20 protein-coding genes are annotated in these 18,839 nt (G+C 59.5%); 5 read left to right on the forward strand and 15 right to left on the reverse strand.

The window, feature by feature from the left end:
• Positions 1-4 precede the first annotated feature (4 nt).
• Positions 5-3,334, forward strand: coding sequence for a DEAD/DEAH box helicase (locus X771_RS153465; RefSeq protein ID WP_023687821.1), 3,330 nt, complete (start codon positions 5-7; stop codon positions 3,332-3,334).
• A gap of 73 nt (positions 3,335-3,407) precedes the next feature.
• Here X771_RS153465 and cyoD read toward each other — a convergent pair whose 3' ends face one another.
• The 5 genes from cyoD to X771_RS153445 form a co-directional block, all read right to left on the reverse strand.
• On the reverse strand, positions 3,408-3,818 hold the full coding sequence (cyoD, locus tag X771_RS153460) for a cytochrome o ubiquinol oxidase subunit IV (protein ID WP_023687822.1): 411 nt from the start codon (positions 3,816-3,818) through the stop codon (positions 3,408-3,410).
• A complete protein-coding gene (locus X771_RS153455; protein ID WP_023681134.1) occupies positions 3,815-4,501 on the reverse strand; it encodes a cytochrome (ubi)quinol oxidase subunit III in 687 nt (228 codons plus the stop codon). Before X771_RS153455 ends, cyoD begins: the two co-directional genes overlap by 4 nt.
• Entirely contained in the window at positions 4,498-6,498 is a 2,001-nt protein-coding gene (cyoB, locus tag X771_RS153450; RefSeq protein WP_023681135.1) for a cytochrome o ubiquinol oxidase subunit I, read from the reverse strand. The genes X771_RS153455 and cyoB overlap by 4 nt, the downstream gene beginning before the upstream one ends.
• 2 nt (positions 6,499-6,500) lie before the next feature.
• The gene (gene cyoA / locus X771_RS17890; RefSeq protein ID WP_084627195.1) at positions 6,501-7,466 is read right to left on the reverse strand and encodes a ubiquinol oxidase subunit II; all 966 of its coding nucleotides are present in this window, start codon (positions 7,464-7,466) and stop codon (positions 6,501-6,503) included.
• A gap of 197 nt (positions 7,467-7,663) precedes the next feature.
• Entirely contained in the window at positions 7,664-8,554 is an 891-nt protein-coding gene (locus tag X771_RS153445) for an MBL fold metallo-hydrolase (protein WP_023668030.1), read from the reverse strand.
• A gap of 300 nt (positions 8,555-8,854) precedes the next feature.
• On the opposite strand from X771_RS153445, the gene X771_RS153440 reads away from it, so the two are divergent.
• Positions 8,855-10,012, forward strand: coding sequence for a hypothetical protein (locus X771_RS153440; RefSeq protein ID WP_023687823.1), 1,158 nt, complete (start codon positions 8,855-8,857; stop codon positions 10,010-10,012).
• 70 nt (positions 10,013-10,082) lie between these two features.
• Here X771_RS153440 and X771_RS153435 read toward each other — a convergent pair whose 3' ends face one another.
• From X771_RS153435 to X771_RS153425, 3 genes are read right to left on the reverse strand one after another with little or no spacing between them, the layout of a single operon-like run.
• A complete protein-coding gene (locus X771_RS153435) occupies positions 10,083-10,604 on the reverse strand; it encodes a ferritin-like domain-containing protein (protein ID WP_023687824.1) in 522 nt (173 codons plus the stop codon).
• A gap of 47 nt (positions 10,605-10,651) precedes the next feature.
• Positions 10,652-11,794, reverse strand: coding sequence for a UDP-galactopyranose mutase (gene glf, locus X771_RS153430; protein ID WP_023668033.1), 1,143 nt, complete (start codon positions 11,792-11,794; stop codon positions 10,652-10,654).
• Between the two features lie 2 nt (positions 11,795-11,796).
• Positions 11,797-12,969 (reverse strand): glycosyltransferase, encoded by a 1,173-nt coding sequence (locus X771_RS153425; RefSeq protein ID WP_023687825.1) that lies wholly within the window; start codon positions 12,967-12,969, stop codon positions 11,797-11,799.
• A gap of 353 nt (positions 12,970-13,322) precedes the next feature.
• On the opposite strand from X771_RS153425, the gene X771_RS153420 reads away from it, so the two are divergent.
• Positions 13,323-14,240 carry a hypothetical protein gene (locus X771_RS153420; protein WP_023687826.1) on the forward strand — a complete coding sequence of 306 codons (918 nt, stop codon included), beginning with the start codon at positions 13,323-13,325 and terminating at the stop codon, positions 14,238-14,240.
• 280 nt (positions 14,241-14,520) lie between these two features.
• On the opposite strand, the gene X771_RS153415 is transcribed toward X771_RS153420, so the two are convergent.
• A complete protein-coding gene (locus X771_RS153415; protein WP_155923824.1) occupies positions 14,521-14,697 on the reverse strand; it encodes a hypothetical protein in 177 nt (58 codons plus the stop codon).
• Positions 14,698-14,837: 140 nt separating this feature from the next.
• On the opposite strand from X771_RS153415, the gene X771_RS153410 reads away from it, so the two are divergent.
• Both X771_RS153410 and X771_RS153405 read left to right on the forward strand, forming a co-directional pair.
• The gene (locus tag X771_RS153410) at positions 14,838-15,347 is read left to right on the forward strand and encodes a pyridoxamine 5'-phosphate oxidase family protein (protein WP_023687828.1); all 510 of its coding nucleotides are present in this window, start codon (positions 14,838-14,840) and stop codon (positions 15,345-15,347) included.
• A 40-nt stretch (positions 15,348-15,387) separates the two neighbouring features.
• Positions 15,388-15,987, forward strand: a complete 600-nt coding sequence (locus tag X771_RS153405) for a cupin (protein WP_023687829.1) — start codon at positions 15,388-15,390, stop codon at positions 15,985-15,987.
• Between the two features lies 1 nt (position 15,988).
• On the opposite strand, the gene X771_RS153400 is transcribed toward X771_RS153405, so the two are convergent.
• From X771_RS153400 to X771_RS153385, 6 genes are all read right to left on the reverse strand, one after another.
• Positions 15,989-16,285, reverse strand: a complete 297-nt coding sequence (locus tag X771_RS153400; protein ID WP_023687830.1) for a SemiSWEET transporter — start codon at positions 16,283-16,285, stop codon at positions 15,989-15,991.
• A 15-nt stretch (positions 16,286-16,300) separates the two neighbouring features.
• A complete protein-coding gene (locus X771_RS153395) occupies positions 16,301-16,984 on the reverse strand; it encodes a hypothetical protein (protein WP_023714643.1) in 684 nt (227 codons plus the stop codon).
• On the reverse strand, positions 16,981-17,757 hold the full coding sequence (gene xth, locus X771_RS153390) for an exodeoxyribonuclease III (protein ID WP_023687832.1): 777 nt from the start codon (positions 17,755-17,757) through the stop codon (positions 16,981-16,983). The genes X771_RS153395 and xth overlap by 4 nt, the downstream gene beginning before the upstream one ends.
• A gap of 68 nt (positions 17,758-17,825) precedes the next feature.
• Entirely contained in the window at positions 17,826-18,014 is a 189-nt protein-coding gene (locus X771_RS0133815; protein ID WP_023807298.1) for a hypothetical protein, read from the reverse strand.
• A 20-nt stretch (positions 18,015-18,034) separates the two neighbouring features.
• On the reverse strand, positions 18,035-18,190 hold the full coding sequence (locus tag X771_RS0133820; RefSeq protein ID WP_155921618.1) for a hypothetical protein: 156 nt from the start codon (positions 18,188-18,190) through the stop codon (positions 18,035-18,037).
• A gap of 64 nt (positions 18,191-18,254) precedes the next feature.
• On the reverse strand, positions 18,255-18,782 hold the full coding sequence (locus tag X771_RS153385; RefSeq protein WP_023668043.1) for a ferritin-like domain-containing protein: 528 nt from the start codon (positions 18,780-18,782) through the stop codon (positions 18,255-18,257).
• Positions 18,783-18,839: the final 57 nt, after the last annotated feature.

Raw genomic sequence — 18,839 nt, forward strand, 5'->3', positions numbered from 1 at the left:
TTCAGTGAACAGGCATATTTCGCGGACGGATGTCGAACAAATCGATCACACGGATGACAGCGGGTCTGCGATAGGGCACGGCGGACCGCCATCCTCAGCAATCGCGGTAGCGCTGGCCCGTGGCCTGGAGACCAGTCGGGACAAGCACATCATCCATATAGCTCCCTCGGAACGCAGTGCCGAGGAGATCGCCGGCGCCTTGCGTCAGTTCCTGCCTGACGCGGATATCATCTTGCTGCCGTCCTGGGATTGCCTGCCCTACGACAGGGTGTGGCCCACACGCGCCAATATGGGGCGAAGGCTTCGTGCGTTGCGTGAGATCGCAACGAAGCCGGATCGCCCGCGCATCGCTGTGATGTCGCTCGAAGCCATTCTGCAGCGGGTGCCGCCTGCTCCGGTCATCGCTGGCGGTTTCACAATTCTGGAGGTGGGACAAAAGCTCGACCGTGACGATTTCAGAACCAGGTCCGAAGCCATTGGCTATGTCGTCGACGAGAGGGTCGACGAACCGGGTGAGATAGCCTTTCGGGGCGATCTCATCGATATTTTCCCTGCTGGCGCGGATGGCCCCGTTCGCGTCATCGTTGGTCCCGATGCCTGCATCCGCCAGCTCAAGACCTACGACCCGCTCAGTCAGCTCAGCGATCAGGTTCGAGACTCGGTTACGGTCGGACCGGCATCCGAGCTGATCTTTAAAGCTGGTGAGCATCCTGAGCTGACAGCGATGCGCGCGACGTCGATGGAAGAGCGCCTGGTCGCATCGTATGGCGCTATGCCGTCCGTCTTCGATGCGGCTTCCAGCGCCTCGATCTCCTTCCTTGAAGGGACCGACGGGCAGCCGCTCGGCAGAGTTCTGGATCTGGTCGAGGATGCACGTCGTGCCAGGCAGGAGGCAGCCGGAACGAAAAAACCTTTGCCGGGACGATTTTACCTATCCCGTGAAGAGTGGGACGCTGCTCTGCTTAACCGCTGCTGCGTGAGACTTGCCGTTTCTGCCGTGGGAGTTCCCAAATTCTTCCGCCAGGCCCGACCCGGGCATGATTTCGCGGAATTCGTCACAAGGCAGACGAGCGCCGGAGTCAGAGTAGTGTTCACCGGCGATGCCTCTGAATTGCAGCGAGCAGATCGCCTGCTCGATAGGAGACTAGGCCGGCGGGCAGAGGAAGCGGCCGACTTGCCGCAAATCCTTTCGGCCGCAAGGGGCTCTCTTCTCAAGGCTGAATTCGTCCTCGACGAAGGGTATGTCGACGCGCAATCCAATATCGCCGTGGTGGCCGCATCCGACCTGTTTGGTCCCGCGTTGAAGGCGAACGGGAGCGCGACCACGGGCATACTCGAACCCGAGTTGCGCATTGGCGATGTCGTCGTCCATGAAGACCATGGCCTGGGCGTGCTCGCCGCGGTCGAACAGGTCGAGTTGGCTGGCCAGCAACAGGATGTCGTCAGACTGGAATATCATGGCGGGGCTTCCTTGCTGGTTCCGGTCGACGACTTTGGACGAATATGGCGCTACGGCTCGGAACCGGAGGCAGTGTCCCTTGATCGCCTCAACGGCGAGGGCTGGCCGAAGCGACGCGAAGCTGCGTTGCGCGAGATCGACAGGCTGGCCAAACGCCTCTTGAGTCTTGCCAAAATCAGGTCCAGCCAGCCTGCCAAGATCATGAAGCCCTCCCGCACGGAGTTGGCCCGTTTTGCGGCGAGATTTCCCTATACGGAGACGCCCGACCAAGCGGCCGCCATCCGCGCTGTGCTCGATGATCTTTCGTCGGGAAGAACAATGAACCGGCTCGTCTGCGGCGATGTCGGCTTCGGCAAGACAGAGGTCGCCCTGCGTGCTTGCGCCGCCGCCGCTCTCTGCGGGAAACAGGTTGCTATCATAGCACCGACAACAGTGTTGGCACGACAGCACTATGAGACGTTCAGCCGCCGCTTCGCAGGAACCGGCCTGCAGGTCGCCCACCTTTCTAGGATGGTCGGGGCTGCGGAGGCGAGAGCGGCAAAAGAGGGTCTGCGGAGCGGCCAGGTTACGGTCGTTGTGGGTACTCAGGCCCTGGCGTCCAAGAGCGTCACCTTCGCCAATCTTGGACTGCTGGTGATCGACGAGGAGCACCGGTTCGGGGTCAAGTTGAAGCGGGCCTTGCGGACCATGACGCCTCGCCTCCATACGCTGAGCATGAGCGCCACACCGATACCCCGGACGCTGCAATCGGCGTTGTCGGGCATCCAGGACGTCAGCGTTCTAAACTCTCCGCCCGCCAAAAGACGTCCCGTTCGCACGATCTTGGCAGCGTTCGATCCAGCATCGGTGCGCGCGGCCCTTCTGCGTGAATTCCACCGGGGTGGACAGAGCTTTTTCGTGGTCCCGCGGATCGAGGATATTGCCCCGGCCTGTGACCAACTGAACAGACTTGTGCCGGAACTCGGGGTCAAGACGGCGCATGGTGAAATGAAGGGGAGACAGCTGGACGAAGTCATGGTCGGATTCGCCGACGGTGATGGCGACATTTTGTTGAGCACCGACATCATCGAGAGCGGCCTCGATGTGCCGCGGGCCAACACCATCATCGTTTGGCGCCCCGACCGGTTCGGTCTGGCGCAGTTGCACCAGCTGCGGGGCCGGGTCGGAAGGGGGGCGGTGCAGGCCGTAGCGTTTCTTCTGACCCAACCTGGCGTTGAACTGGCCGAAGGCACCAAGGCCCGGCTTTCGACGATGCTTGCGCTCGATCGGCTCGGCTCCGGCCTGGCAATCAGTCAAAGAGACCTCGACCTGCGTGGCGCCGGAGATCTTTTCGGCGAAGACCAGGCCGGGCATATGAAGCTGATCGGAGTGGGCTTGTACGAGCACTTGCTGGAGCGGGCGGTCTCGGCGGCTGGCGGAGGGGCCGACTTCGGCAAGCAACTTGCCGAGATCAATGGCTCGGGAAAGGGGGCTTTTCCCGAGAGCTATGCCGACGAGCCTACGGTGCGCGTTGGCCTCTATGCGCGGCTCTCCCGCATCCGTTCGGAGCCGGACCTCGATACATTCAGCGAAGAGCTCGAGGACCGCTTTGGAGACATGCCTGGCGAAGTAGCCCTTTTGCTGGAATTTACCAGGTTGCGAATAGCAGCGTCGGAATTGGGCGTCGGCAAAGTCGATGTGGGTCCCGAGGCTATCGCGATCACCCCTCGGTACAAGCCGTCGGCGTCCCAATGGCGGAACAGCAAGGCGTTGGGCCTGGACTACCGGAAGGGCCGCCTGATTTTCAGGCCGATCCAGCCCAGCGTCTCAGGCATCGATGCGGTTCGCTTAGCGCTTGATGCCCTACGCGCAGCCCAGCCAAAGCACGAGATCTGACGAGCCTTTTGTCTCCTGGGGCCATCGGTGCGAATGGTGCACTGTGGGCGGCCGTGCGTTCGCAGGGCAGCGTTCAAGGCATGGTTCCGGTTTGATGGGGTGTCATGGCAGCCATGTTTTCATTCAGGTGGGCCATGATCCAGATAGAGCCCAGAACCACCAGCGCGACGATCAGCACGCCGAAGGCCAGGGCCAGGATGTTGTTGGTGTTGTCCGGCCCGGTGGTCAGGTGCAGAAAGAAGACAAGATGCACGCCCATCTGCGCAACAGCGAGCACCACCAAGGCCGAGATGACCGCAGGCTGGTAAATCAGATCGGTTCGCGCCGCCAGGAATGACGCGATCGTGAGCAGGATGGCCAGCCCGAAGCCGAGCACATAGCCCGAGAGGCCCCCAGCCGTTTCGTGCTCGCTTATGTGTTCCTCGCCCGGCGCTGAATCGCGGCGGTCCTGCAACTCGCCGGTCTTGCTCTCGAACTCGGTCATGACGATGCTCCCAGCAGATAGACCAGGGTGAAGATGGCAACCCAGATGATGTCGAGGGCGTGCCAGAAGAGCCCGAAGCAGTGGAGCCGCCGCAAGATGTCGGGCCGAAAGCCCTTGACCCACAGCTGCGCCATCATCGTTCCCAGCCAGAGCAGGCCGAGACCGACATGGGCACCGTGGCAGCCAACGAGCGCAAAGAAGGCAGAAAGAAATGCGCTGCGCGAGGGGCCTGCCTGCTCGCCGATCATTGCCGCGAACTCCTGTAGTTCCAGGAACAGGAACGCTGCCCCGAGCAACCCCGTGACGAGAAGCCAGAACTGCGTGGCAGCCATTGATCTGCGACGGGTGGCGAGTGTTGCCACGCCGCCGGTGAAGCTCGAAGTGAGCAGAAGGCCCGTCTGGACCGCAACCCGTGTCGGTTCGAACAGATCCTTGCCTGTCGGTCCGCCGGCGGTTGCCTTGGCGAGCACGGCGTAGGCGGCGAAAAATGCCGAGAACATGATGATGTCGGACAGGAGAAAGATCCAGAAGCCGTAGGTCACCGTGACGAACTTTGAGGCCGGGCCGCCTTCTCCGTGGCCCGTCGCAGAGCGCACCGCATGCCGACCGGTGTGATTAAGCCGATACGGGTCCCGTGCCTGGGTGCCGGCGCTGATGTCGCCGGAGAATGCGTGATCGCTCATGCCGGGCGCTCCCACCCGCGCAACCGGGCAAACTGGGCTGCCTTGTGGTCATGGTCGATGCGGGCGACCTCGTCGACAGGGATCTCGTAGTCTCCATGATCGCGCCAGGCGAATACGACGAAGGTTGCGTAGGCGCCGATGAAACCGACGATCGCCAGCCACCATATATGCCAGATCAGCGCGAAGCCGATCAGTGTGCTGAAGAAGGCGGTGACGAAGCCAGTCGGGCTGTTGCGAGGCATCTCGATCGGCTCATATGCCTTTTCCTCGTCCGAGCTCTGTTCGATCCCTCGTTGCTTGATGCTCCAGTAGGGCTCTTCGTCTTCCACGTGAGGCAGCCGTGCATAATTGAAGACAGGAGGAGGGGAAGATGTCGACCACTCCAGCGAACGCCCGTCCCACGGGTCGCCGGTTTCGTCGCGAAACTTGTCGCGATGCCGGATCGAAACGAAAAGCTGTGTGATCTGCAGCGCCGCGCCGGCGATCATCACCACCACGCCGAAAGCGGCCACCACCAGCCACGGTGCCCAAAGGTCCATATCGATATGTTGCAGGCGCCGCGTCATGCCGAGCAGACCGACGATATAGAGCGGTACGAAGACCAGCATGTAGCCGGCCAAGGTGACCCAAAATGCCGCTTTTCCCCAGCCTTCGTGCAAACGGAAACCGAACGCCTTGGGGAACCAGTAGGTGAAGCCGGCGAATGCTCCAAACAACACGCCCGAGATGATGACGTTATGGAAATGCGCGACGAGGAAAAGGGAATTGTGTAGCACGAAGTCGGCCGGCGGGACGGCAAGCAGGACGCCAGTCATGCCGCCGACGGTGAAGGTGGTCACGAAAGCCAGTGCCCAAAGCATCGGCGTGTCGAAACGAACGCGCCCGCCATACATGGTGAAGAGCCAGTTGTAGATTTTCACACCGGTTCCCACGGCAATGACCGACGTGGCGATGCCGAAGGCGGCATTAACGTCCGCTCCGGCACCCATGGTGAAGAAGTGATGCAGCCAGACCATGAACGAGACGATGCAGATGAACATCGTGGCCGCGACCATCGAACGGTATCCGAACAGGGGCTTCGATGAAAAAGTCGAGAAAATCTCGGAAAAGATTCCGAAGGCGGGAAGCACCAGGATGTATACTTCGGGATGGCCCCACGCCCAGATCAGGTTGACGAACATCATCTGATTTCCACCAGCTTCGTTGGTGAAGAAGTGGAAGCCGAGATACCGGTCCAGCGTCAGCATTGCGAGCGTGGCGGTAAGGATCGGGAAGGCTGCGACAATGAGCAGGTTGGACGCGAGCGAGGTCCAACAGAACATCGGCATTCGCAGATAGCCCATTCCCGGCGCTCGCATCTTGAGGATGGTCGTCACCAGGTTGACACCGGTGAGCAGCGTGCCGACGCCGGAGATCTGGATCGCCCACAGATAATAATCGACACCGACGCCCGGCGAGTAGGCGGTTTCCGACAAAGGGGCATAGGGCAGCCAGCCGGTGCGCGCGAACTCACCGACCACAAGCGAGATGTTGACCAGCAGGGCTCCGGAAGCCGTCAGCCAGAAGCTGACGGAATTGAGCGTCGGAAAAGCGACATCGCGTACGCCAAGCTGCAGCGGCACGACGAAATTCATCAGGCCGATCATGAACGGCATCGCGGCGAAGAAGATCATGATCGTGCCGTGCGCGGAAAAGATCTGGTCGTAATGCTCCGGCGGGAGGTAGCCCGGCCCGTGAATCGCCAGCACCTGTTGTGTGCGCATCATGATAGCATCGATAAAACCACGAAGAAGCATGAGCATCGCAAGCACAATGTACATCACGCCGATGCGCTTGTGGTCGACCGAGCTTATCCACTCGCTCCACAGATATGGCCAGTAGCCCTTCACCGTTATCCAGCCAAGCACGGCGGCTGCTGCCAGAAAGACGCCAAGGGCTGCACCGAGGGGGATGGGTTGATCGAAAGGAACGGCCGACCAGTCGAGCTTGCCCAGCATCGTCATTCTGCGCCTTGTGGATGATGGGTCATCGTTGCCGCCGCCGCGGGTAATGCCCTTGGGCTCACCTGTGGCTCGCCGCTGGCTGCGCTCTCAGCAGGCCCCGGACCCGGTGGGAGCGTCTGCTGAACGACCGCTTCGAACAGCCCAGGCTGGACATGACCGAAGGAAGCCGGCGCCACATTAGTGCTTTGCCGGGCGAGTTCGCGATAGGCGTTGGCGTTGAGCACGCCGCCCCCGCCACGCAGCGATGACGCCCAGCGGGTGAAGGCATCGGCTGAAACCGCGCTCACACTGAAATTCATATCCGAGAAGCCGTCGCCGCTGAAGTGCGCCGACTGGCCGAAAAAGCTGCCCTCGCGGTCGGCCTGCAGATGCAATTCGGTCTGCATGCCGTTCATGACGTAGACCATGCTGCCAAGCTGGGGCACGAAGAACGTGTTCATCACGCTGGCCGAGGTCAACTTGAAACGCACTGGAACACCGGCGGGGATAACCAGTTGATTGACAGCGCCCACGCCCTGCTCCGGATAGAGGAACAGCCATTTCCAGTCGAGCGCCACCACCTGAATGTCGAGCGGCGGCTGGCTAGAAGGGATCGGTTTGCGCGGATCGAGCTGATACGATCCGTAGTAGATCAGACCGCCAATGAACAGGATGGTGAGCGTCGGGATCGACCAGACGATCAACTCCACGCGTCCCGAATAGGTGAACTCCGGGTTATAGCGGGCGTTGCTGTTCGAGGCGCGGAACTTCCAGGCGAATGCCAGAAGTGCAACAAGCGTGGGAACAACGATCACCAGCATCACCGCCAGCGAGTTCAAAAGGATCGTGCGATTGCCGACGCCAATTGGTCCTTGGGGATCGAGCACTCCCCCCGCGCAACCGGGCAAGAATGCGCCTCCGAGGATCCAGAGCAGTTGGCGTGTCAACTTAGGGCTGGATGGCAACAACACCGGTTCTGCAATCTCTCTTTGCGGGAACGCGTGCTAGGGGCATGCGTTCATCGGGTTTCCATCTGAGCCTACCCATGGCGCGGAACCTCGCGGCACTTCGCAGGGTGTCGCCCCCTGAGCGAGTGCCCCAACTGTCGCCGGCCGGGTTTGTTCCGCTGGACCGAGTTACTCTGTCCGATGGTCCCGCGTTCGCCAATCCGACCATAATTTCAGAACGATGGAGGCTCGATTGGCCTAGCTATCGGCGACGCTGGCTCCCGCACGAATTTCAATTTCGGCGGGACGGCGAATACCCTGAATCGCTCAGCCAGATTATCGAGAGCCTGACGCATGCCCACTCCCGCAGCAGCCGCACCGTGTCCACTGATGACCATCTGGGGGCCCAAGGCAGCCAGATGCTTCACGGACCTTTCCGCTGCATCCCAGTCTGGCGTGAAATAGCGCGGCGGACCGTGCATCTCGAGATCCTGAATGGCGACTTCATAGACCGACTCCTGACCGGTGGTGATGAAAGCGTCTCCTACGATGAGCGAGCGGTCTTGCTCGCGCCAGAGCGAGATATGCCCAGGGGCATGTCCGGGTGTGTGCAGCCATTGCCATCCGGGCATTCCGGGGATCGATCCATCGGCGGGCAAGGGTTGCAAACGGCTGCCAAGATCGATTGGCCCGCGTGGAAAAAGCGGTGAAAGCAGCGCCATCAGTCCACCCCCAACCCAGGGATCCGGTGGCGGATAGGATGTGGTTCCGTCCAAATAGGGGTGCTCGAGTGGATGGGCGAAGACAGGCACGTCCCAGCCATTTGCGAGTTCTAGAACCGTTCCCACATGGTCGAAATGGCCATGGGTCAGGATGATTGCAGCCGGCCGTGCGTTGACGCCGAACCGCTTTTCCGCGACCGCTAGAATGCTGCTGCGAGACGTCGGCAACCCGGTATCGATCAGCACCCAGTTCCGATCTCCGCTGCCCGGTGCGCCGAAGAACACGACATTCACGATTGCTAGCCGCAAGTAACCCAGGTCCGGTGCGATGCTCCAAGCGCCGTCGCCACGATCCTCGCGCCTGGCGTGGTCGATCTCGGAAAGTCGAATCTGAACGGTCATGTGATCCCATGCCTCTGTTGTTGCTGAGCAGCCGCTCGAGTGGATGATGGCGGCGGTACATCGCCCCGAACTTGGGACGGGCCTCCTTGTTCCTCATTTGCCACGCGGCTCCCGGACAGTTCACCACCGGAACAAAGGCTCTACCAATGGGTTCGGCACTACCCGGCCACGCAAGGACGAGCTGGACTGAGCAACGAACATGGGGCGCGCCCGACTGAATTCGGTATTTCGCCAACGCGGTTCCCGGTCCGGACAAGGCGGCCGAGTTCGAAGCCGATTGCCCAAAGGAGACTTCGAAAAATGAGCGAAGTGGGACGCCAGACGGAGGCCTCGGTTCCGGAAGCTTCGCGCTTCGCCAGTTTTTTCATGGCAGGCTTTGAATGCTCCTCGCACCGGCGCAAGGACGGCGTTCGCCTCGATCTTATTCGTGCGACCTCGCATAATTTGCATGCCCTGGGCGACTACCGCAGCTGCGCCGAACTCGGCCTTCGCACCATCCGCGACGGCCTGCGTTGGCATTTGATCGAAACCGCTCCCGGAACCTATGACTGGTCAAGTTGGGCGCCAATGGTCGAGGCAGCCCGATCGGCAGGTGTTCAGGTAATCTGGGACATCTTTCACTACGGATCTCCGGACCATGTCGATCAGGGCTCGCCGCATTTCATCGACGCCTATGCCTCGTTCGCGGCAGAAGCCGTCAAGGTACACCGTTCGATCACCGGAACATCGCCTCTGTTGTGTCCCATCAACGAAATCTCCTTTTTCGCATGGGCTGTTGAGGTCGGCTATTTCCCGCGTGTGGGGCCGAACAAACGTGGATGGTTCAAGCGGCACCTCGTGAAGGCCGCCATCGCGGGTGTTCGTGCAATGCGGGAGATCGATCCCGCCTGCAGATTTGTCTGGGCCGAGCCGCTTATCCATATCGCCCCTCGTGACCGGACCCGCAGCGAACGGCGCCGGGCCGAAAACGCCCGACAGGGGCAGTTCGAAGCTTACGACATGTTGCTGGGCCGCGTCGAACCTGAGTTGGGCGGGAGCGAAGATGTTGTCGATGTCGTGGGCTTGAATTTTTACCCGCACAATCAATGGTACGTAAACGGGCCGACGATTCCGATGGGACACCACGAGTACCGCGCCCTGTCGGAAATGTTGCTAGAAGTTGCTCATCGCTACGGTAAGCCGATGTTCATTGCGGAGACCGGTTCCGAGGGATCCGGCGGGCCGGCTTGGCTCCACTATGTCTGCGACGAGGTGCGTTCCGCAATCAGTCTCGGAGCGCCGGTCAAGGGTATTTGCCTGTACCCGATAACGGCCTACCCGGGCTGGGACAATTCGCGACATGCCGAGGTTGGTTTGTTTTCCGTCATCCAGGCTGATGGCAGGCGACACCTGCGCAAACCCACAGCAGATGAACTGGCCCGTCAGCAAGCTCTTCTCGTGGCGGACACGACGCCTTGAAGGGGCCTACAAACGGGGGAGGGGCGGGCGGGCGTCTGTTTCGAAACGCCGCCCGCGCCGGTGCGGTGCATCAGCTTTTTGCAGTCGCCCCAGCCTCGCGGAGCCTGGCATACCGCATGGTAACGTCGCTCAGATTTTCCTTGAGCCAGTTGGCCATGGCTTCCTCTTCGTTCAGGTTCTGCTTGAGGGCCCTTTCAGCATCTTGGAAGCCCCCAGCGTCGGCCAGTACCAGCAGCGAATTGTAGGCAGCAATCTCGTAGTTCTCGAATGCGAAATTCGCCAGGCTGTTCTTGATGATCTCGTCGCCGGCCATCGAATGTCCAATGGCGGCTACGCTGCCAACCATCGACAAGGCAGTGTCCTTGAGGGTGGAGTGCTCCTCACCAAGGCCCTCCAGGACGGACTCGAGTCTCGTGATCTGGCCTTCGGTTTCCTGAATGTGCCGGCGCAAGCGATCGGCCACCTCCGGATAGTTCTCTATACGCTCGACCTGAGGTTTCATGATCGACAGCGCTTGATTTTCCATGGCGTGCGCGTTGCGCAAGCCGACGATAAATATCTCACGGCTTTCCGAGTTGAAGTTTGTATCCATCGAGTTTCTCCTTCTGATACCCGCCCGATCTTCCGTCTTGAAAGAAGCTATCTTCTCGGCTCGGCCAACAACGGCTCGTCCGTGCGCGCCCAGGCCGGGAGGCTTTTTTGGATGCGCGAGAAAGTGGCCAGAGCCTGTCCGACTACCTGGTCCATGTTGTAATAGCGGTAAGTTGCAAGCCGACCGACAAACCAGACGTCTGGGCAGCTTGCCGCGAGCGCTTCATAGCGCTTGTAGAGCACTTCGTTTTCGGGCCGGGGCACGGGATAGTACGGGTCCCCGATGTCCGTGGGGTATTCGTAGGTCAGGCTGGTCCGCGAACTCTGCTGGCCGGTCAGATGTTTGTACTCGGTAATGCGCGTGTAATCTTCCGTCTGGGGATAATTGACCACGGCAACCGGCTGAAATTGCTCGCAATCCAGTGTAACGTGCTCGAAACGAAGCGAACGGTACGGAAGGTGCCCGAGCTGCCAGCCGAAATATTCATCGATCGGGCCGGTATAAACCATGCGCCTGAACGGTATCTTCTCACGAATTTCACGGAAGTCGGTCTGCAGCATGATCTTGATGTTTGGATGATCGAGCATGCGTTCGAACATCCGCGTGTACCCGCCGGCCGGCATTTTCTGGAAGCTGTCGCTGAAATAGCGGTCGTCACGGTTGGTCCTGGTCGGCACTCGTGCCGTGACGGATTTGCTCAGCTGACTGGGATCGACGCCCCATTGCTTTCTTGTGTAGCCGCGGAAGAATTTTTCATAGAGCTCGCGCCCCACGGTGCTGACGACGACGTCCTCAGCCGTTCGGACATCCTCCACCGTTTCGCGTCGCGACGCGAAGAAATCCTCCAGCTGTGCCGAGGTCAGGTCTAGCCCGTAAAGCCGGTTGATGGTGTCGAGATTGATCGGGATGGGAACCAGTTGCCCGTCCACGGCCGCCAACACCCTGTGCTCGTACGGCCGCCATTGCGTGAACTGCGAAAGGTGGTCCACGATCGTTTGGCTGTTGGTGTGGAAGATGTGCGGGCCGTAGCGATGGATGAGGATGCCGGCTTCATTGTAGCAGTCGTAGGCGTTGCCTCCCACATGGCTGCGGCGATCGATCAGCAAAACGCTTTCCTGACGCTGCGACGCTATCCGTTCGGCAAGCACACTGCCGGCGAAACCCGCGCCGACGATCAGCCAATCGAACATGGCTATGCACTCCTGCGAAGGGGCACGACCTTCTTGCGTTGGTAGGCGCGCTCAATGTGAGCTGCCATGGCATTCCATGTCCGTTCCCAGGACATGTCCGCAAGGTAGGCATCGACTTGCTGCAGGAGCATCTGACGCGGTCGCGAAAGAACGGAGCGCAGCTTGACTTCCAGATCGTCACAGTCGGCGATTTCCACCAGCCCGGCAGCACCGTAACTGCGCACCACGTCGACGATTGCCGTCGAGATCACCGGCAGACCCGCCGCGAGAAATTCCGGCGTCTTGGTCGGGCTGATGAAACGCGTCGCCTCGTTGAGGGCAAACGGCATCCATCCGGCGTCCCAATGGCGCAGATAGTCGGGCAGATCGCAGTAGGCTTTCGGGCCAAGCCAATGCAGGTTTTCGGCTTGCGGCAGGCTTGCAGGGTCGATCTTGACGACCGGACCGAGCATGACGAAATGCACGTCCGGCATTGTCTTTGCCGCTAGCGCGACGAGATCGACGTCAAGCCGCTCGTCGATGACGCCGAAATATCCAACCCTCGGGGAAGGAATGCCCGCCTGGTCGGCTGGGTCCCTTCCTGGCCGTCTTGCGGTGTGAAAGTGCCTCACATCGATGCTGCTCGGAAATGGAAAGATGGCGGGATGGAGGTGACGCTTGGTCTCGAACAAGCTTAGACCACCGGTGAAAACCAGATCCGCGCGGCGCAGAAGCGCCTTTTCCATCTGGCCCAGCTCGGGGGGCGCATTCCTGAACGCAGAGAGTTCGTCCATGCAGTCATAGACGCATATGTCTGGGTCGAGGAATTCCGTAAAGCGGAGAGCCATTGGGGTGTAGTACCAGGCGATCAGCCGGCTATGCGGCATAGAAGCGATGGTCTGCTGCACAAATCTCCGCTGGACGGCATCTGCTTTCGCGGCCGACGTGCCAAGCGGCAGCACTGGTGTGACAATCAGAATGTTTTCCGATGCCACGCTCGTCCGCATCAGCGGCTGCGGCAATTCTTCGAAAACGGGTTCTTCAAAGTAGACCACTCTCTGCTGAGCGGATGCGAGAGTGAGGAGATGCTGCGGACGCTGGTGAACAAAATTCCATCGTAAGTGGGAGAAGCAAACCAGTATATTTTCGCGACGAACATATTGACTGCCGGTTACCCCGCCAAAGGCCGCTTCCATTGACATACTCCCTCTGTGACACTATTTATGTTACGATTAACATTTGTTAATCGCGAATGGAGAGAACTACTTAGTTCCAGCTCCTAACTTTCGATCAGGTGAGTTGTTCCAACTGAAATGAAGAAGGCCCAGTCGCCCGCTTGGTCCACGCACGAAGCGGGATCTGGTTGCGGAGGTAAGGGCGGCTGTCGGAACCCGGCCGCCACTGAAAGCGTGGTTCAACGAGGAATGCTGGTGGACAGCGGCATTGCCGTATTTGCGTTGAACTCGTTGGCTATAGAATGTGCCTAACATCAATGATTCGCCTGTATCTCTGCGCGTCTCCGACTGCCGAGGCGAATTCCGGGGCTGACATGAACATCAACTTTGAAACCAACGTTTTTCCACTGTTTCATCCGCAAAGCGTGGATGATCTCAAGGACCCGTGTCCTGTCTTCGATGGCCGTGTCTGGCACGTCTTCGGGTCAAGCGGCACGGTCACCACCGAGACGTGGAGAATCTTGCATGCCACGGCGCCCGATCTTTATGGGCCGTGGGCCGAGCATGATCCGATCGAACTTCCAATCAACGGCACTGGTGTTGCGGCTCCCGGTGTGACCCACGAGTGCGGCGTCTTCCACATGTTCATCCAGACGGAATTCATGAAGTCGGGTGGCCGTTGCGAGCATGCGGTTTCCAACGACGGGTTCCATTGGGTAGTCCTCAGTCCGGCCATTCTGGCCATCCCGGACACGGAAGAGGACGGCATTTACGATCCACATCCAGCAGTCATTGGAGGTGGGCGCTACCTGGTTTATTCGGCTATGCCAAAATTCACGAGGGTGCCTCAGCCCGACATCTATCTGGCACGTAGCCAGTCCGACTCGTGGTTCGGTCCGTGGAAGCGGATCGGCAAAATCCTCGACCACAACGATGTTCCCCACCATAACACCAGAGATGATCCCGACTACGAATGGGGCATTGAGGGCGCGCAACTGATCGAGCTGCCGGACGGCCGGGTGCTTCTCAACGCCACTTGCTTTCTTCCGAATGGCCTTCGGGGAAACCGGCAACGGGTGTTTTTTGCCATCGCCGACGAGGTCAGCGGGCCTTACGTTTCGATCGGCCCGGTGCTGGAGCCAGGTCAACCGGGCGAGAACGGCCACTCGACGGTGATGATCGATGGCAGTCAGCTTTCACTGTTCTACCAGAGCCGGGTTGCCACAACCGATCACCGATGGCGCTATGGTTTAGCCAGATGCGACGTCGGTCTCTTTTCAAAGGTCGCGTGATTTCCAGGCTGCCATTAGCGCCTTGAGGCCGATGCGCGTCATGCAACTCCGGAGGGTTGAAGGTGATCCGCGTCGGTGACGGTAGCAAAGTGTCATCCGACGCAGTAGGAGACACGACATGGCCGATGCGGATCGACGATTGCCGCGATCGCACTGGCGGGAGGCAAGTCGGGAAGGCCGGCCTTAACTCTGTCGCTTTTAGCGCAATGACTTGAGCCGTTCGTCAATTTTCTCAGTGGCATTGATGACACCGCCAGATGCCCTGCCAATGAGCTCATAGCTATTTCTTCGGTCCCTCGACAGGGAATGTCGCGTCGCCGTCTTTTTTGCCGGAGATCACCCGCGGATCGGCGCTGGCGACGCCATCGCTCCCCCCGCCCTTGTGGTCTTTTTCCGACTGACCCTTAGCGTCCTGCTCGGGTGTCCGTTTTGATGTTCGAAGCGTCTTGTCCGCCATCATGGCCTCGCGTTTGCCATCCAAACTTCCGGCAATTTCGAAAGTTCCACCGCTTTAGCAAGCCGAAGGACCCAGTGAGTTGGAACGTCGTGGCGGGACGTGAGTTGTAAGCGAGGATATTCACCCGCAGGAGGACGCTTATGGCTAACCGCCGAGAGCAGCAGACGGACCTCACGCCCGCCGAGGCAACAGACCGCATCTGGGAACTCGCCGAGGACATCGACGTCTGCATGTTTGTGACCTGGGACGGCGAGTACAATCGAGCCCGTCCGCTATCTGCGCGTGTGGTCCGTGAAGAAAACGCCATATACTTCCTCGTCAATGACGACAGCGCCAAGAGCGAGCAACTGTCGACCTATCCAAAGGTCACATTGGCCTGGAGTGACAACAGCCACTACAAATACGTCACGATGTCAGGCCCGGCCACAGTGACAAATGATAGGGAAAAGATCACCGAAACCTGGGAGAAAACTGACGCAGCCTGGTGGGATAATGCCGATGATCCCGAGATTCGTCTGATAACGGTCAAACCCGACGAAGGCGAATTGTGGGACAGCCCGGGGCTAATCATGGCTACCGCAACGATGGTGTTTGCGGCCGTTACCGGCGCCAAGCCGAATGTGGGCGACAACGCAAAGGTCGAGCTCTGAGCGAGCGGCTAAACTAACCTCTGCTTTAGAGGCAGCGTCGATGAGCATTTTGGAAACCAGCAAGAAAGTGATCGAGAACGTCACCGGTTTCGCAAGACCGCGCAAGCAAGCTGTCGCCGGATTTGTGAGGCAGCGAAAGTCGAATGAGTTCTGGTTCAAGGATGATGGACTTGTACCCAATCATCCAGCATGGCCGCTCGTCGTTTATCGAGGCGCCGTCGAATTGCCCGAAGGACTTGATCCAGCAGCCGTCATGGAGGTGCTTTTCGAGGCAAACGGATGGGGCGATAGCTGGCGAAACGGCATCTATGATTATGTTCACTATCATTCGCAAATACACGAGGTTCTGGGCATTGCGCGCGGAAACGCTGAAGTCCGGTTTGGCGGCAAGAAAGGACGAACGCTGTCGCTGAAGGCCGGTGACGTCGCGGTCCTCCCGGCAGGCACCGGGCACCAATGCCTCTTGGCATCCGATGATTTTTTGGTTGTCGGCGCGTATCCTCCGTTTGGGACTTATGACGAATGTAGGAGCAAGGATCAGCATAGCGGTGCGCTCGCAACGATCCCCAGGGTGGGGCGTCCGCGCAAGGATCCTGCATATGGGAGCCAAGGTCCGCTGCTGAAAAGTTGGAAGCGCTAATCTAGTCGTCGGGGTCGAAAGCCTTGGCAACCGCATCTTTCTCAGCCTGCGGCAGGACTGTCATTGTGAGAATGAACGCTGACAGCAGGAGACAGACGCCATTCGTGATTATGATCGGCCACTCTGCCTTCATGATGCCGAAGGCCAGCCACAAGGCGAAGCCCAACACAGTGATGGCATACATCGGTGCGGAGATGCCGCTTGTCTCTCGTGTCCTGATGATTTTCCAGGCTTGCGGGGTGAAACTGCTCATCGAGCAGACGGTCGCGAGATAGCCGATGAGCGTGACTGTCTGCATGGAAGCGGCCCTGACCTACGTCGCAGATACGCGCTTGAGATCAGATACGCGGACCACGCCGTGCTGGCTGACAAAGGTCAGGGTGGAGTCCGTGCTCTGGCTCTGCGAAACACCGGATATGCGATGGTCGCCTGTGTCATAAATCTCCATCTTTCCATGATCGTCCATGACCAGGCGGCTTTGCTCAGGAAACGCTGCGTAGCGCATATTGTTTTGAGAACCAGCGGCAGACGGGCTCCCAAACTCCTCAGGCCACCATGAGCCGGCGTGGGCCATAGCTGCAGAACGATAGCTCGTGTCGTCGCGTTGTGGCTTGGCGGGATGATCGCGCAGGTAGGCCGAGAGCTCCGCCGCGATAGTGTTGAGCTTCGCCTTGAGGCTGTCATCGAACATGTCGCCGACCATCGTCATGCCGGAGGACCATTGTGACATTCCTCCGAAGTCGACGTGGCTGAACTGGGCCATGGTTCCACCACCACGCCGCAACGCCTCAAGGACAGCCATGACAGCGCCATCAGTGACGCCATGCTGGCGTGCAAGGCGCGCAATCAGTTCAGCTTCCTTTTGAGTGGTTGTCATCATTGCGTCCTTGATCGCTTGGCGCCGGCAGTCCTCATTGTTGACGATAGACATGCGCGGCCAAATGTAATCACGAAGGAGCGCCACCAGGTCTTCAGGCTCCTTGCCGAGGAAGCTCAATCAAGTTCTATCCAGGCTGGCGCATGATCGCTCGGCTTGTCCCATGCACGCGTTTCGGCATCTACTCCGGCATTCTTCAGGCGATCCAATAGGGATGAACTCAGCAAGAGATGGTCCATCCGGAGCCCGGAACTCCGATCGTACCCGCCGCGGTAGGAGAAGTTCCAATAGGTGTAAATTCCTTTTTCTGGATGAATGCGACGAACCGCATCGAACCAGCCCTGAGCAAGCATTTCGGCGTACGCGCTCCGGCTCTCGGGGAAGTAAACGGCATCGCCAACCCAGCGCCCCGGCACCGCCGCGTCGATCGGGCCTGGAACGACGTTATAGTCGCCGCACAGGATGGTCGGTGAGCTATCGCCGAGCAGCACCTGGCCATAGGTGATCAAACGTCGGAACCAGCGAAGTTTGTAGTCGAACTTCGGCCCCGGCGCTGGATTGCCATTGGGCAAATACAGGCAGCCGACAACAAACCCATTCACATCTGCCTCGATGTAGCGGCTGTGCGAATCGTCGGGATCGCCCGGCAGACCTCGACGACGTTCCAGCGGCTCAATCCCGCGAGCGAGGATTGCCACGCCATTGTAGGACTTCTGTCCGTGCCAGATTGCGCCATAGCCGGCGTTTCTAATCGCATCGACGGGAAATTTTTCGTCAGAGGTCTTCAGTTCTTGAAGGCAGACGATGTCATAGCCGGTTTCGCCAAGCCACTTGAGAAGCACTGGCAGTCGGCCGTTGACGCCATTGACGTTGAAGGTTGCGATGCGGGTCATCTCGACGATTTAACGTCTTTGCGCCGCTTCGATGCGACCTAGAGTCGGTAGCCAAATCTTGCCTTTTGTCATCGGCCATCTGCATTTTTGCTCGAAGCATTGGTGCTTTGACCGGAAGCAGCGGATGTCTTTGCATCTTTGGAATGCGCGGCAATTGCCGGACCCGCGCCGGTAGCTTTCCGCATATCGCCGCTCCCCTTGCCGTCAGTCGATTTCTTGCTCAACAGTCCTGAGAAATATTTTCCAAAGAAGCCCATCCGACTCTCCATCTTGGCGCTCATTCGGCGGCTTTGCGGGCCCTGAACTCATCTCTGCGCTCTTCTCGCAGCTGCCGAGGATCGCTGCGCGAACCGCCAAGCGCGCGGCGCCTGACCAGCGCGGCCGAACACTCAAGCAGGAAACATTCCAGTCCTTTGTAGATATGCGTGATCATGTCCTTCATCTCCCGGGACCGCCTCGGCACATGGGTCGCCGAGGCGGTTGGGTAGGCGATCAAATCAAGCCGCTCTCCGTTCTGCCGCTCGTTCGTTGACGCCGGCTTCACCGAGGGCAGTCAACGCCTCGTCGGTGGCCTTCTCCTCTTCAAGTGTCGCATTGAGGAGCGCAACCACGTCGTCCTTGCCGAGCGTCGTAGCCCAGGCGATCAGGGTTCCATACCTGGCGATCTCGTAGTGCTCCACGGCTTGCGCGGCACCGACGAGCCCTGCATCGAGCGAAGTCGAACCCTTGTACTCCTGAAGGATTTCAGATCCTTCCTCCAGGATGCCGTCGATCGCCGGGCAGGTTTTGCCGCGCGCGGCAGCGCCGAGAATCTCGAAGACCTCCTCCAGACGTTCGACCTGCCCCTCGGTTTCAGCGAGGTGCTTCTCGAATGCTGCCGAAACTTGCTCTTCGGATGCGCCTTTGGCCATCTTCGGCAAGGCTTTCAGAATTTTCTTCTCGGCATAGTAGATGTCTTTGAGGCCATCGAGGAAAAGGTCCTCCAGGTCCTTGTTGTTGCCATTGGCTTTCTTGGCAGTGGGCATTGTGCCGTCTCCTCTGTTGAAAATTGCCCGTCGCGAGCATTTTCTTAACTCGGAAAC

The organism is Mesorhizobium sp. LSJC269B00 (assembly GCF_000502815.1).
In the GTDB taxonomy this organism is placed as follows: Bacteria; Pseudomonadota; Alphaproteobacteria; order Rhizobiales; family Rhizobiaceae; genus Mesorhizobium.

Coding starts and splice junctions, on each gene's coding strand:
- cyoD (WP_023687822.1), bottom strand. CDS start 3,818: ATGACCGAGTTCGAGAGCAAGACCGGCGAGTTGCAGGACCGCCGCGAT.
- X771_RS153455 (WP_023681134.1), bottom strand. CDS start 4,501: ATGAGCGATCACGCATTCTCCGGCGACATCAGCGCCGGCACCCAGGCA.
- cyoB (WP_023681135.1), bottom strand. CDS start 6,498: ATGCTGGGCAAGCTCGACTGGTCGGCCGTTCCTTTCGATCAACCCATC.
- X771_RS153445 (WP_023668030.1), bottom strand. CDS start 8,554: ATGACCGTTCAGATTCGACTTTCCGAGATCGACCACGCCAGGCGCGAG.
- X771_RS153440 (WP_023687823.1), top strand. CDS start 8,855: ATGAGCGAAGTGGGACGCCAGACGGAGGCCTCGGTTCCGGAAGCTTCG.
- X771_RS153435 (WP_023687824.1), bottom strand. CDS start 10,604: ATGGATACAAACTTCAACTCGGAAAGCCGTGAGATATTTATCGTCGGC.
- glf (WP_023668033.1), bottom strand. CDS start 11,794: ATGTTCGATTGGCTGATCGTCGGCGCGGGTTTCGCCGGCAGTGTGCTT.
- X771_RS153425 (WP_023687825.1), bottom strand. CDS start 12,969: ATGGAAGCGGCCTTTGGCGGGGTAACCGGCAGTCAATATGTTCGTCGC.
- X771_RS153420 (WP_023687826.1), top strand. CDS start 13,323: ATGAACATCAACTTTGAAACCAACGTTTTTCCACTGTTTCATCCGCAA.
- X771_RS153415 (WP_155923824.1), bottom strand. CDS start 14,697: ATGGCGGACAAGACGCTTCGAACATCAAAACGGACACCCGAGCAGGAC.
- X771_RS153410 (WP_023687828.1), top strand. CDS start 14,838: ATGGCTAACCGCCGAGAGCAGCAGACGGACCTCACGCCCGCCGAGGCA.
- X771_RS153405 (WP_023687829.1), top strand. CDS start 15,388: ATGAGCATTTTGGAAACCAGCAAGAAAGTGATCGAGAACGTCACCGGT.
- X771_RS153400 (WP_023687830.1), bottom strand. CDS start 16,285: ATGCAGACAGTCACGCTCATCGGCTATCTCGCGACCGTCTGCTCGATG.
- xth (WP_023687832.1), bottom strand. CDS start 17,757: ATGACCCGCATCGCAACCTTCAACGTCAATGGCGTCAACGGCCGACTG.
- X771_RS0133815 (WP_023807298.1), bottom strand. CDS start 18,014: ATGGGCTTCTTTGGAAAATATTTCTCAGGACTGTTGAGCAAGAAATCG.
- X771_RS0133820 (WP_155921618.1), bottom strand. CDS start 18,190: ATGATCACGCATATCTACAAAGGACTGGAATGTTTCCTGCTTGAGTGT.
- X771_RS153385 (WP_023668043.1), bottom strand. CDS start 18,782: ATGCCCACTGCCAAGAAAGCCAATGGCAACAACAAGGACCTGGAGGAC.